13 protein-coding genes are annotated in these 12,687 nt (G+C 73.1%); 3 read left to right on the top strand and 10 right to left on the bottom strand.

Annotated elements, in window-relative coordinates:
- The first annotated feature begins 125 nt into the window (after positions 1-125).
- Positions 126-1,439, top strand: coding sequence for an ammonium transporter (locus ACZ6CZ_RS01845; RefSeq protein ID WP_469013224.1), 1,314 nt, complete (start codon positions 126-128; stop codon positions 1,437-1,439).
- Positions 1,436-1,774 (top strand): P-II family nitrogen regulator, encoded by a 339-nt coding sequence (locus tag ACZ6CZ_RS01840; RefSeq protein WP_469013221.1) that lies wholly within the window; start codon positions 1,436-1,438, stop codon positions 1,772-1,774. The genes ACZ6CZ_RS01845 and ACZ6CZ_RS01840 overlap by 4 nt, the downstream gene beginning before the upstream one ends.
- 26 nt (positions 1,775-1,800) lie before the next feature.
- Here the strand turns inward: ACZ6CZ_RS01840 and ACZ6CZ_RS01835 are convergent, their stop codons facing one another.
- Positions 1,801-2,163, bottom strand: a complete 363-nt coding sequence (locus ACZ6CZ_RS01835) for a cytidine deaminase (protein ID WP_469013218.1) — start codon at positions 2,161-2,163, stop codon at positions 1,801-1,803.
- Between the two features lie 77 nt (positions 2,164-2,240).
- Positions 2,241-3,116: a helix-turn-helix transcriptional regulator gene (locus ACZ6CZ_RS01830; protein WP_469013216.1), complete on the bottom strand. Its 876-nt coding sequence runs from the start codon at positions 3,114-3,116 to the stop codon at positions 2,241-2,243.
- An 89-nt stretch (positions 3,117-3,205) separates the two neighbouring features.
- On the opposite strand from ACZ6CZ_RS01830, the gene ACZ6CZ_RS01825 reads away from it, so the two are divergent.
- Entirely contained in the window at positions 3,206-4,654 is a 1,449-nt protein-coding gene (locus tag ACZ6CZ_RS01825; protein WP_469013212.1) for an MFS transporter, read from the top strand.
- Here the strand turns inward: ACZ6CZ_RS01825 and ACZ6CZ_RS01820 are convergent.
- The 8 genes from ACZ6CZ_RS01820 to ACZ6CZ_RS01785 all read right to left on the bottom strand — a co-directional run bounded on the left by ACZ6CZ_RS01820 (position 4,616) and on the right by ACZ6CZ_RS01785 (position 12,681).
- On the bottom strand, positions 4,616-4,975 hold the full coding sequence (locus ACZ6CZ_RS01820) for an MmcQ/YjbR family DNA-binding protein (RefSeq protein WP_469013210.1): 360 nt from the start codon (positions 4,973-4,975) through the stop codon (positions 4,616-4,618). The genes ACZ6CZ_RS01825 and ACZ6CZ_RS01820 overlap by 39 nt on opposite strands.
- The gene (locus tag ACZ6CZ_RS01815) at positions 4,972-6,282 is read right to left on the bottom strand and encodes a hemolysin family protein (protein WP_469013207.1); all 1,311 of its coding nucleotides are present in this window, start codon (positions 6,280-6,282) and stop codon (positions 4,972-4,974) included. Before ACZ6CZ_RS01815 ends, ACZ6CZ_RS01820 begins: the two co-directional genes overlap by 4 nt.
- Positions 6,283-6,291: 9 nt before the next feature.
- On the bottom strand, positions 6,292-6,789 hold the full coding sequence (gene ybeY / locus ACZ6CZ_RS01810) for an rRNA maturation RNase YbeY (protein ID WP_469013202.1): 498 nt from the start codon (positions 6,787-6,789) through the stop codon (positions 6,292-6,294).
- A 12-nt stretch (positions 6,790-6,801) separates the two neighbouring features.
- A complete protein-coding gene (locus tag ACZ6CZ_RS01805; RefSeq protein WP_469013199.1) occupies positions 6,802-7,875 on the bottom strand; it encodes a PhoH family protein in 1,074 nt (357 codons plus the stop codon).
- A gap of 140 nt (positions 7,876-8,015) precedes the next feature.
- On the bottom strand, positions 8,016-9,176 hold the full coding sequence (locus ACZ6CZ_RS01800) for a carbohydrate kinase family protein (RefSeq protein WP_469013196.1): 1,161 nt from the start codon (positions 9,174-9,176) through the stop codon (positions 8,016-8,018).
- An 84-nt stretch (positions 9,177-9,260) separates the two neighbouring features.
- Complete coding sequence (locus tag ACZ6CZ_RS01795) at positions 9,261-10,550, bottom strand: glucarate dehydratase family protein (protein WP_469013193.1); 1,290 nt, start codon at positions 10,548-10,550, stop codon at positions 9,261-9,263.
- Positions 10,547-11,443: a 5-dehydro-4-deoxyglucarate dehydratase gene (locus ACZ6CZ_RS01790; RefSeq protein WP_469014360.1), complete on the bottom strand. Its 897-nt coding sequence runs from the start codon at positions 11,441-11,443 to the stop codon at positions 10,547-10,549. The genes ACZ6CZ_RS01795 and ACZ6CZ_RS01790 overlap by 4 nt, the downstream gene beginning before the upstream one ends.
- Before the next feature lie 224 nt (positions 11,444-11,667).
- The gene (locus ACZ6CZ_RS01785) at positions 11,668-12,681 is read right to left on the bottom strand and encodes an adenosine deaminase (RefSeq protein ID WP_469013191.1); all 1,014 of its coding nucleotides are present in this window, start codon (positions 12,679-12,681) and stop codon (positions 11,668-11,670) included.
- Between the last annotated feature and the right edge of the window lie 6 nt (positions 12,682-12,687).

Here is a 12,687-nt window from a genome sequence, read left to right as displayed (position 1 = left end):
ACCGTGTTCTCCGGTGAGCTTCCGGAAACCCGCCCGCAACGAAACGTCACGGAAACACACCCGTACGCGACCGGAAACGCGGGCCGGTGACCCTCTGACGAGCCCCCGCATCGCTGGAGACGACCGTGACCCTCGCCGCCGCGCACGCAGACACCGGTGACACCGCCTGGCTGCTCGCCGCCACCGCCCTGGTCCTGCTGATGACCCCGGGCCTGGCCCTCTTCTACGGCGGCATGGTCCGCGCGAAGAGCGTCCTGAACATGCTGATGATGAGCTTCGTGTCGATCGCCCTGGTCACCGTGGTGTGGCTGGTGGCGGGCTACTCGCTCGCCTTCGGCGACGACTCCTTCGCCGGGCTGGTCGGCGGACTGCACGACGCCGGCATGGCGCACCTCGGCCCGGGCAGCCTGCACGGCAGCGTCCCCACGCTGCTGTTCGCCACCTTCCAGCTCACCTTCGCGATCGTCACGGCCGCCCTGATCAGCGGCGCGATCGCCGACCGGGCGAAGTTCGGGGCGTGGCTGGTGTTCGTGCCGCTGTGGGCACTGCTGGTATACGTTCCGGTCGCCCACTGGGTGTGGGGGCCGGGGGGCTGGATCGCGGCGCGGCTCGGGGCGCTGGACTACGCGGGCGGGCTGCCGGTCGAGATCGCCTCCGGCGCCTCCGGGCTGGCGCTGTGCCTGGTCCTCGGGCCGCGGCTGGGCTTCAAGAAGGACGCGATGCGCCCGCACAATCTGCCGATGGTGGTGCTCGGCGCCGGTCTGCTCTGGTTCGGCTGGTTCGGCTTCAACGCGGGCTCCGCGCTCGGCGCGAACGGCCTGGCGGCCGCCGCCTTCCTCAACACCCTCGCCGCCGGCTGCACCGGCCTGCTGGGCTGGCTCTTCGTCGAGCAGCGGCGCGACGGCCACCCCACCACGCTGGGCGCCGCCTCGGGCGCGGTCGCGGGTCTGGTCGCCATCACGCCGTCCTGCGGCACGGTCTCGCTGCTGGGCGCGCTGGTCGTCGGCCTGGCCGCCGGTGTCGTCTGCTCCTACGCCGTGGGCTGGAAGTTCCGGCTGAACTACGACGACTCCCTTGACGTGGTCGGCGTCCACCTGGTCGGCGGGATCATCGGCACCCTGCTGATCGGCCTGTTCGCCGAGAAGGCGATGACCGGCGGCGCCGAGGGCCTCTTCTACGGGGGCGGAGCGGGCCAGCTCGGCCGGCAGGCGGTCGCGGTGGTGGCCGTGGCCGGGTACGCCTTCGCGGTGACGTACGGCATCGGCACGCTGCTGCACCGCACGATGGGCTTCCGGGCGTCCGAGGAGGAGGAGTACACCGGTCTGGACCTTACGGTGCACGCGGAGAGCGCCTACGATCACGGGGTCCTGGGGCACGGCGCCCCGGTCTCCCACTCCGCCCAGAAGACCCCCATCCAGAAGGCCGGCACCCAGGCATGAAGCTCATCACCGCGATCGTCAAGCCGTACCGCCTCGACGAGGTCAAGACCGCCCTGCAGGAGCTGGGCGTGCACGGCCTGACCGTGACCGAGGCGAGCGGGTACGGGCGTCAGCGCGGCCACACCGAGGTGTACCGGGGTGCGGAGTACCGGGTCGACCTGGTGCCCAAGGTGCGCATCGAGGTCGTCGTCGAGGACGCGGTGGCCGAGGACGTGATCGAGGCGGTCGTCCGGGCCGCGCACACGGGGAAGATCGGGGACGGCAAGGTCTGGTCGCTGCCCGTCGAGACGGTGGTCCGGGTGCGGACCGGCGAACGCGGCCCCGACGCGCTCTGACCACGCACCCGGACACCTGCCGGGTGTTACTCGGCCGGGCCCGCCGCCTCGGTCAGCTTCACGGTGCCGTCGGGGCCGGCCAGCAGCACGGGCGTGCCCGGGCCGCCGAGGTCGCCGACGGCGGCCCGGTCCTCGGCGGTGAGGGCGTCGGCCTCGCTGACCACCGCGGCCGCCTCCAGGGACCGCGCGCCGGACGCCACCGCCATGGCCACGGCCGTGCGCAGGGCGCTGAGCCGCAGGGAGGCGAGGTGCACGGTGCCGGCGACATAGGTGCGACCGGTCTCGTCGCGTACGGCCGCGCCCTCGGGCACGCCGTTGCGGGCCCGCGCGGAACGGGCCAGGGTGACGATCTTGCGGTCCTCGGGGTCGAGCGCGTTGCTGTCGGTCATGGACCGAGCATACGGAGACCGCCGCCGCCCGCTCGGCCACGGGGTCCGCACGGCCACCCCGCCCCGGGTGCCGCCGCTCAGCCCGCCACCGGGTACATCGCCCCGCGCCTGCCCTCCGGCGAGGCCAGCCACTCCAGCTTCGCGGCGGTGTTCGCCTCGTCCAGCGGGGTGTGCAGCACGATCGCCAGGTCGGGCCGGGCCGGCACCTTCATCACCGTCGACTCCACCACCAGCAGCCCGACCAGCGGGTGGTCCAGCTCCTTGCGGACCTGCCCCGGGTCCTCGATGTCCCGTTCGGCCCACATCGCGGCGAACTCCGGGCTGAGGGCGCTCACTTCGGCGAGCACCTCCTGGAAGCCGTCGTCGTCGGGCCGGGCGGCGCAGGCGGCCCGGAACTGGGCGACGACCGTGCGCGCGTTCTGCTCCCAGCTCCTGCTGCGCGAGCGGTACAGCGGGTCGGTGAAGAAGTCGACCATGCAGTTCTGCCGGATGTCGGAGCGCATGCCGAGCACCAGCGCGGCCGCGTCGTTGTGCATCACGTAGTTGTAGTACAGGTCCATGATGTGCGCCGGGTACGGCATCCAGGTGTCGATCAGCCGCCGCAGCCCGTCGCACATGTCCCGCTTCTCCGGGGCCACTTCGGGCGCGGGCGGGTTCAGCCCGGCCAGCACGTACAGGTGGCGGCGCTCGGCGTTGCTCAGGCGCAGCACCCGGGCGACGGAGTCGAGAACCTGCGGGGAGACGGAGATGTCCCGCCCCTGCTCCAGCCACTGGTACCAGGACGCCCCCACCCCGGCGAGGACGGCGACCTCCTCGCGCCGCAGCCCGGGGGTGCGGCGCCGGCCGCCGCCGACGGGCAGACCGGCCTCGGCCGGGGTCACCCGGGCGCGGCGGCTGATCAGGAACTCCCGCAGCTCGCGCAGCCGGTGGCTCTTCGCGGCATCCTCAGGCACGTCCCGCTCCCCCTGTCGTGTCTGGTGGTGTCACCACCACCATAAGTTCCGTCTCCCCAGGAGTATTCCGGCCGCCGGATGCTCTTGCCATGGCGATCGACACCTCTCCCTCCCTCCCCGTGACGGACCACCGGCCCGGCGCCCCCCGGCTGACGGCGCGTGACAAGCTGGTCCTCTTCGTGCTGTGCGCGGCGCAGTTCATGGTCGCGCTGGACTTCTCCGTGCTGAACGTGGCACTGCCCCGGCTGGGCACCGACCTCGGTATGAGCCGGTCGGCGCTGCAGTGGGCGGTCACCGCGTTCGCGCTGCCGTCCGGCGGTTTCCTGCTGCTGTTCGGCCGCGTCGGCGACCTGTTCGGGCGGCGCCGGCTGTTCCTGGCCGGCCTGGCCCTGTTCGGCGCCGCCTCGCTGCTGGCGACCCTGGCCTGGGACCCGGCGTCCTTCCTCGCCGGGCGGGCGCTGCAGGGCCTGGGCGCGGCGGCGATCGTGCCGGCCGGGATGTCCCTGCTGACCACCACCTTCCCGGAGGGGCCGGCCCGTGACCGCGCCCTGGGCATCTCCGGCACCCTGCTGTCGCTGGGCTTCACGGTCGGCATGGTCGCGGGCGGTGTGCTGACCGACGCCTTCGGCTGGCGCTCCACCATGGCCCTGCTGACGGTGTTCGCGCTGACCGTGCTGCCGCTGGCGCCCGCTCTGCTGCCGGAGTCGCGCACCCCGCTGCGGCCGCGGCTGGACGTGCCGGGCGCGGTCACCGTGACCGGCGCTCTGCTCGCGCTGATCTACGCCCTGTCCACCGCCGCCGACCGGGGCTTCGGCCACGCCGACGTCCTCACCACGCTGGCCGCGGGCGTGCTGCTGCTGACCGCGTTCGCCGTGATCGAGTCCCGGGCGGCCGCGCCGCTGGTGTCGCTGCCGATGCTGCGCCGCCGTACGGTCGCGTGGGGCAACCTGGGCGGCCTGGTCACCTTCTCGATGATGTCGACCGTCGTGTTCGTGCTGACCTTGTACCTCCAGGAGGTGCTGCGGCTGTCGGCCTTCCGCACGGGTCTGGTGTTCGGCTTCCAGGGCGTGCTGTCGGCGGTCGCGGGCGGATACGCGGCGCGGGTCATCGGCCGCTTCGGCGCCCGCCGGACGCTGGTCGGCTCGCTGGCCGGGCAGGGCGCGCTGGTCGCCGTCCTGCTGGGGCTGAACGCGCACACCTGGTCGGTGTGGACGGCCACCGCGGCCGTGTCGCTGGCCAGCATGTGCCACCTGGGCGCGATCGTCTCCTACGGCCTGACCGTCACCTCCGGCGTGCCCGACGCGGAGCAGGGCCTGGCCACCGGCCTGGTCACGTCCACCCAGCAGGTGGGGATCACGGTCGGCATCCCGCTGCTGGGGGTGCTGGCCACCACCTCGGACGACCTGCTGTCCGGCGTCCGCACGGTCCTCGCCCTGGACGCGGCGATCGTGCTGGCGGCCGCGGTCCTGGTCGGGTTCGGCCTGCGCCGCCGGACGCCGTCAGGGGCGGTCGAGGCGGAGGCGTTCGGCGCGCGGTAGGCCCGCGACGACGAGGTCGTAGGAGTCCTCGATCAGCTCCCGGACCAGCCGGTCCGGGAGCCCGCCGTCGGCGGTGACGGTGTTCCAGTGCCGCTTGTTCATGTGGTAGCCCGGGACGACGAGGCCCGGGTGCTCGCCGCGCAGCCGCAGGGCGTCCTCGGGGTCGCACTTGAGGTTGACGGTCAGGGGCCGCGCGCCGAGGTCGGTCAGGGCGAACATCTTGCCCAGCACCTTGAAGACCGAGGTCTCCGGGTTGAACGGGAAGTCCTCCACCGCCGCGTTGCAGGACAGGCAGAGGGCGCGCAGCTCCTGGGGGGTCATTCCGGCTCCGTCTCCTGCTCCGGGGGGTCCTCGGCCGGGTCGACCGGCTCCACCAGCACCGTCACGATCTTGTTGCGGCGGCCGGCCGCGGCCTCCGCCGTCAGCCGCAGGGTGCGCTCGTCGGGCAGCTCGACCCGGGCGGAGGCACCCGCGATGGGCACCCGGCCGAGCGCCTTGGCGAGCAGTCCGCCGACGGTCTCCACGTCCTCGTCGTCGTACTCCTCCAGGCCGTACAGCTCGCCGAGGTCGGTGATGTCGAGGCGGGCGGTGACCCGGTAGCGGTTGTCGCCGAGGTCCTCCACGGGCGGCAGTTCCCGGTCGTACTCGTCGGTGATCTCGCCGACGATCTCCTCCAGGATGTCCTCGATGGTGACGATGCCGGCCGTGCCGCCGTACTCGTCGATGACGACGGCGACGTGGTTGCGCTGCTTCTGCATCTCGCGCAGCAGGTCGCCGGCGTTCTTGGTGTCGGGCACGAAGACGGCGGGCCGCATGGCCGTGGACACCAGTTCGTTCTCGGCGTCGCGGCTGATGTGCGTCTTGCGGACCAGGTCCTTCAGATACACGATGCCGACGATGTCGTCCTCGCTCTCGCCGCTGACCGGTATGCGGGAGAAACCGGAGCGCAGGGCGAGGGTGAGGGCCTGGCGGATGGTCTTGAACCGCTCGATGACGACCAGGTCGGTGCGCGGCACCATGACCTCCCGCACCAGCGTGTCGCCCAGCTCGAAGACCGAGTGCACCATGCGGCGCTCGTCGTCCTCGATCAGGGACTCCTGCTCGGCGAGGTCGACCAGCGCGCGCAGCTCGGCCTCGGAGGCGAACGGGCCGCGCCGGAACCCCTTGCCGGGGGTGAGCGCGTTGCCGATGAGGATGAGGAGGGACGGCACCGGGCCCATCACCCGGGCCAGCGGCAGCAGCACGTACGCGGCCGCGGTCGCCGTGTTGAGGGGGTGCTGGCGGCCGATGGTGCGCGGCGAGACACCGACCGCGACGTAACTCACCAGGACCATGACGCCGATCGCGACCAGCAGGGCCTCGGCGGTGCCGGGGAACTCGGCCAGGCAGGCGTAGGTCACGAGCGCGGCGGCGGCCATCTCGCAGGCGACGCGGACCAGCAGGGCCACGTTCAGGTAGCGGGTGGGGTCGGCGGCGATCGCGGCGAGTCTGGCGCCGCCGCGCCGGCCGGACTTCACGGCCTCCTCGGCGCGGAAGCTGGAGACGCGCGCGATGCCCGCCTCCGCGCAGGCGGCGAGCCAGGCGACGACGACGAGCGCGATCGCGCCCAGGACGATCTGTGGACTCATCGGCCGCGCTTACGAGACCGTGGGCGCCGGGGAGGGCCCGGTCAGTCCCCGCTCGGCACGCCAGCCGTCCACGATGGCGGCCTGGAGCCCGAACATCTCCGCCTTCTCGTCGGGCTCCTCGTGGTCGTAGCCGAGCAGGTGCAGCACACCGTGGACGGTGAGCAGGTGCAGCTCCTCGTCCATGGTGTGGCGCGTGGGCGCGTCGGCCCCCTGCCGGGCGGCGACCTCCGGGCACAGCACGATGTCGCCGAGCAGGCCCTGCGGCGGCTCGTCGTCGTCCTTCGAGGGCGGCCGCAGCTCGTCCATCGGGAACGACATGACATCGGTGGGCCCGGGCAGGTCCATCCACTGGATGTGCAGCTGCTCCATGGCGTCGGCGTCCACGACGATCACCGACAGTTCGGAGAGCGGGTGGATGCGCATCCGCGCGAGCGCGTAGCGGGCGATGTCGAGGATCGCCTGCTCGTCGACCTCGGTTCCGGACTCGTTGTTGACGTCGATCGACATGGTCGTGCTGGTCTACTTCCCCTTGTGTCCGGCCTTGCCGCGGCCCGGCCCCTTGTGCGTGCCGTTCTCGGTGCCGTTCTCGCTGTCGTACTTCTCGTACGCGTCGACGATACGGCCCACCAGCTTGTGCCGTACGACATCGTGGGACGACAGCCGGGAGAAGTGGACGTCGTCGACGCCCTCCAGGATGTCCTGCACCTGCCGGAGACCGGACTTGGTGCCGTTGGGCAGGTCGACCTGGGTCACGTCACCCGTGATGACGATCTTCGACTCGAAGCCCAGCCGGGTGAGGAACATCTTCATCTGCTCGGGGCTCGTGTTCTGGGCCTCGTCCAGGATGATGAAGGCGTCGTTGAGGGTACGGCCGCGCATGTAGGCCAGCGGCGCGACCTCGATCGTCCCGGCGGCCATCAGGCGCGGGATGGAGTCGGGGTCGAGCATGTCGTGCAGCGCGTCGTACAGCGGGCGCAGATAGGGGTCGATCTTCTCGTAGAGCGTGCCGGGCAGGAAGCCCAGGCGCTCGCCGGCCTCGACCGCCGGGCGGGTCAGGATGATCCGGTTGACCTGCTTGGACTGCAGGGCCTGGACCGCCTTGGCCATGGCCAGGTAGGTCTTGCCGGTACCGGCGGGGCCGATGCCGAAGACGATCGTGTGCTTGTCGATGGCGTCGACGTAGCGCTTCTGGTTGAGGGTCTTGGGGCGGATGGTGCGGCCGCGCGAGGACAGGATGTTCTGCGTCAGTACCTCGGCCGGGGTCTCCTGGCCGTCGCTCGTCCCGTTCTCGCTCGCCTTCAGCATGGCGATCGAGCGTTCCACTGCGTCCTCCGTCATCGGCTGCCCGGTGCGGAGCACCAGCATCATCTCGTCGAACACGCGCTGGATCAGGGCGACTTCCGCCGGGTCGCCGACCGCGCTGATCTCGTTGCCCCGGACATGGATGTCGGCCGCCGGGAAGGCCTTCTCGATCACGCGCAGGAGGGAGTCGCCTGATCCCAGCACGGTGACCATCGGGTGCTGGGCGGGGACCGTGAACTGTGCTCTCGCCTGCTCCTGCGCGGCGGTCCGAGCTGTGGGTGTCTGAGTCATGGGCCGGCGCTTAAGGCCTGCGGTTCCTCCTCGTCACGGCCGCGTAGCTGAGGGCGGCCTCGCACTGTCCAGGGTACGACGGGGGGCTGACAACCCCGTAGGACTTTTCACGCGGCAGTTTCCCGGCGGTCTCCCGGGCCTCACACCGAGCGCCGGAACCCGATCGTCGGCACCGCCCGGCGCAGCGGCCACGGCCGCATCTGCTCCTCGGGGACCAGCCGGTCCAGGAAGGCGTAGCGACGCAGCGCGGCCGGGTCCTGGCCCTCCACCGACTGCACCCGGCGCCACCAGGCGCCGATCTCCGCCCAGCCGGGCGCGGACAGCGACCCGCCGAACTCCTGCACCGACAGCGCCGCCGTCAGCCCCGCGAAGGCCAGCCGGTCCGCCAGCGGCCAGCCGGCGAGGGTGCCGGTGACGAACCCGGCGACGAACACGTCCCCGGCGCCGGTGGGGTCGAGGGCGGCGACGGCGATGGCGGGCACCTCGGCGCTCTCGCCGGTGCGCCGGTCCACCGCGTAGGCGCCCTCCGCGCCGAGGGTGACCACCGCCACCGGGACGTGCTCGGTGAGGGCGTGCGCGGCCGCGCGCGGGCAGTCGGCGCCGGTGTAGCGCATGGCCTCCTCGGCGTTCGGCAGGAAGGCCTCGCAGTGCGCCAGGTCGGCCAGCCCGGCCAGGTCCCAGGCGCCGGTGTCGTCCCAGCCGACGTCGGCGAAGACCAGGGTGCCCGCGCGCGCGGCCTCGGCGATCCAGGGGGCGCGCGCGCCGGGGGTGAGCGAGGCGACGGCGGCCCGGGCGCGGGGGGCGTGGTCGGGGGCGGGCTCCTCCGGGGGCGGCTCGTGGCCGTGGGAGACCATCGTGCGCTCGCCCTCGTAGGCCATGGAGACGGTCACCGGGGAGTGCCAGCCGGGCACCGTGCGCGAGGCGGTGAGGTCGATGCCCTCGCCCTGCTCCAGGGCGTCCCAGCAGTACTCGCCGTAGTGGTCGTCGCCGAAGGCGGCCGCGAGGGAGGTGCGCAGTCCGAGGCGGGCCAGCGCGGTGGCCATGTTGGCGACCCCGCCCGGGCTGGAGCCCATCCCCCGGGCCCAGGACTCGGTGCCGCGCACGGGGGCCGAGTCCAGGCCGGTGAAGATGATGTCGAGGAAGACCGTGCCGGTCAGGTACACGTCGCAGGGCGGGTCGCCGGCCGCGCGCAGGCCTTCCAGGGGGTCGATCCGGGCCCGGCACTGCGGGGCCTCCACGATGTACTCCGCGTACTGCGGAAACTCCGGTTCCTCTCCGGCAATCGCGTTGGACGCGGTCACGGTGCGCTCCCTGACGTGGTGCGGATCTGGCCATTGCACCACATCGCGCTCCCCGTGGGACCGGGTGTGCCGGCTGCCGCCGGGCTACCAGCGCGGCATCGCCGGCGTCACCCATCCCGGCTCGACCGCCCGCATCGCCGCCGCGTCGTCGCGGTCGCGCAGCGTGCCGTCGTCCTCGGCCCAGCGGCGGTGCAGCCGGGCCAGCCGGTCCCGGTCCAGCTCGACGCCGAGGCCGGGCGCGTCGGAAACGGTGACGCGGCCGCCGGTGAAGGCGAGGCGCTCGGTGAGCACGTCCTCCGGCTGCCAGGGGTAGTGGGAGTCGCAGGCGTGCCGCAGCCCGGGCACGGTGGACGCCACGTGGGTCATCGCGGCCAGGCTGATGCCGAGGTGGGTGTTGGAGTGCATGGAGATGCCCACGCCGAAGGTGCGGCAGATCGCGGCGAGGTGCTGGGTGCTGCGCAGCCCGCCCCAGTAGTGGTGGTCGCTGAGCACCACCTGCACGGCGCCGCGGGCGAACGCCTCCGGGATCTCCGCGAAGGTGGTCACGCACATGTTGGTGGCGAGCGGGACGGTGGTGCCCGCGGCGACCTCGGCCATCGCCGGGGTGCCGAGCGCGGGGTCCTCCAGGTACTCCAGGACGCCGGCCAGTTCCCGCGCCACCTCCAGCGACGTCTCCACCGACCAGGCGCCGTTGGGGTCGAGCCGCAGCGGGTGGCCGGGGAAGGCCTCGGCGAGGGCGCGGACGGCGGCGATCTCCTCGTCGGGCGGGAAGACGCCGCCCTTGAGCTTGAAGGAGGTGAAGCCGTGCCGCTCGGTGAACTTCCGGGCCTGCTCGACGACGCCGGCCGGGTCGAGGGCGGCGCCCCAGTCGTCCGGTTCGGCCGGCCGTCCCTCCGGGTGGGCGGCCCACTTGTAGAACAGGTAGGCGCTGTACTCGACCGAGTCGCGGACCTTGCCGCCGAGCAGGGCGTGCACGGGCAGGCCGAGCGTCTTGCCCTGGGCGTCCAGGCAGGCCACCTCGAAGGCGGACAGCACGGACAGCCGCAGTTTGTCGGCGGTCTGCACGCCGCGCAGTCCGCCCACGTCGACCGCGTCCTCGACCCGGGAGGCGTCGACGGCGATGTCCAGGCCGAAGAGGCCGTTCACGTCCGTGACCGAGCGGCCGACGAGCCGGCCGGCCAGGGGGCGGGCGATCTCCAGGTACTTGGTGTCGCCGTAGGTCTCGCCGAGGCCGGTGGTCCCGTCGGCCGTGACGACCTCGACGATCAGCCGCGGGGTGTACGGCTGGTGCACGCCCTGGGTGTTGAGCAGCGGCGGGTCGGCGACCAGGATCGGGGTCAGCCGCACCTCGGCGATGGTCAGGTCGCGGGTCACAGGGTGGCTCCTACGAGGTCGAGTCCGGCGGTGAGCAGGGCGCGCAGCGCGGCGAGGTCGGCGGGCGCGGGGTCGGTGAGCGGGGCGCGGACCGGGCCGACCGGCCGTCCGCGCAGCCGGGCCGCCGCCTTGACGAGGGAGACGGCGTACCCCGGCGCCCGGTCGCGCAGTTCGACGAAGGGGACGTAGAAGTCGCGCAGCAGCGTGTCGGCGGTGGCGTGGTCGCCGTCCCGCAGGGCGGTGAAGCAGGCGTTCGCGATCTCGGGGGCGAAGGCGTGGACGGCGGAGGAGTAGGCGGGGACGCCGACGGCGGCGTAGGCGCGGGCCTGGATCTCGGCGGTGGCGGCGCCGTTGAAGAACAGGAAGCCGGCGGGGGCGGCGAGGGTGAGCCGCTGGAGGCGGTCGAGGTCGCTGTGGCCGTCCTTGAGGCCGATGACCCCGGGGACGCGCGTCAGGCGCCGGAACGCCTCGAGGCCGTAGTCGACCTGTCCGCGCTGGTAGGCGATGAGCGGCAGTGAGGTGCGGGCCGCGAGGTGCGCCAGTTGGGCGACCAGGCCGTCCTGCGGAGCGGCGACCAGGTAGTGCGGCAGGACGAGCAGGGCGTCGGCGCCGGCCTCCTCGGCGATGCGGGCGAACCGGGCGGCCTGCGCCCAGCCGTAGCCGGTGCCGGCGACCACCGGGACCCGCCCGGCGGCCTCCTCGACGGCCGCCGTGACCACCTCCCGGTACTCGTCCTCGTCCAGGGAGAAGAACTCCCCGGTGCCGCAGGCCGGGAAGAGGGCGCCGGGGGCGGCGGCGAGCTGGGTGGCGAGGTGGGCGCGCAGCCCGGCGGGGTCGAGGGAGCCGTCGTCGCGGAAGGCGGTGAGCGGGAAGGACAGCACGCCCGAGGCCATGCCCTCGCGCAGCCGCTCCGCCACGGCCGCCGGGCCGGTGTCGCCGCTCACCTGATCATCTCCCTCACGACCGCCATCCACGTATGAGAACAGAGGTTAGATACGCGAACAGCAGGCGTCAACCGTCACCCCGGGCCGGGGCCGGACCGGCGGGAGCGCGGCACGGTACGGCGAAGCCCCGGCGGGCGGTTGCCGCGCCGGGGCCGTGACCTGCGGGGAGCGTGCTACCGGGAGGCCGGCTCGTCCCGCTCGAACGTGTAGGCGTCCACCTCGGCGAGGCAGCGCGCCCGGCGCTCCTCGTCGTCCTCCAGGAAGGAGGCGAGGAAGGAGTTGCGGGCCAGCTCGCGCAGCCGGTCCTCGTCCAGGCCGAGCACGGAGCGGACCGCGTCGAAGTTGTCCCCGGCGTAGCCGCCGAAGTAGGCCGGGTCGTCGGAGTTGACCGTGCACAGCAGGCCCGCCTCGAGCATGGCCGGCAGCGGGTGGTCGGCCAGGGTGCCGACGGCGCGGAGCCGTACGTTGGACAGCGGGCACAGGGTCAGCGGGACGCGCTCGCGCACCAGCCGCCGCACCAGCTCCGGGTCCTCCAGGCAGCGCAGCCCGTGGTCGACGCGCTCCACGCCGAGCACGTCGAGCGCCTCGGTGATGTACTCCGGCGGCCCCTCCTCCCCCGCGTGCGCCACCCGGCGCAGGCCCACCGCGGCGGCGGCCTCGTACACCTCGCGGAACTTCGCCGGCGGGTGGCCGACCTCCGCGGAGTCCAGTCCGACGCCGGTGATCCGGTCCAGGTAGGGCCGGGCCGCCTCCAGGGTGGCCAGCGCCGACTCGGCGGACTCGTCGCGCAGGAAGCACATGATCAGCCGGGTGGAGACGCCGTGCTCGGCCTCGCTGCGGCCGAGCGCCCGCCACAGCCCCTCCACGACCGTGCCCATCGCCACGCCCCGGGCGAGGTGGGCCTGCGGGTCGAAGAAGATCTCCGCGTGCCGGACCCCCTGGGCGGCGGCGCGGGCGAGGTAGGCGTCGGCCAGGTCGGCGAAGTCCTGCTCGGTGCGCAGGACGGCCATCAGCTCGTAGTACAGGTCCAGGAAGGACTGGAGGTCCTCGAACCGGTACGCCTCGCGCAGCGCGCCGGTGTCCGCGTACGGCAGGCTCACGCCGTTGCGGGCGGCCAGCCGGAACGCCAGCTCGGGCTCCAGGGTGCCTTCGATGTGCAGGTGCAGTTCAGCTTTCGGGAGGGGCATCAAAGC

The sequence above is a fragment of the Streptomyces sp. NPDC041135 genome (assembly GCF_055592085.1).
Note: the sequence above shows the minus strand (reverse complement) of the source record. Positions and strands in the feature narration are given on the sequence as shown.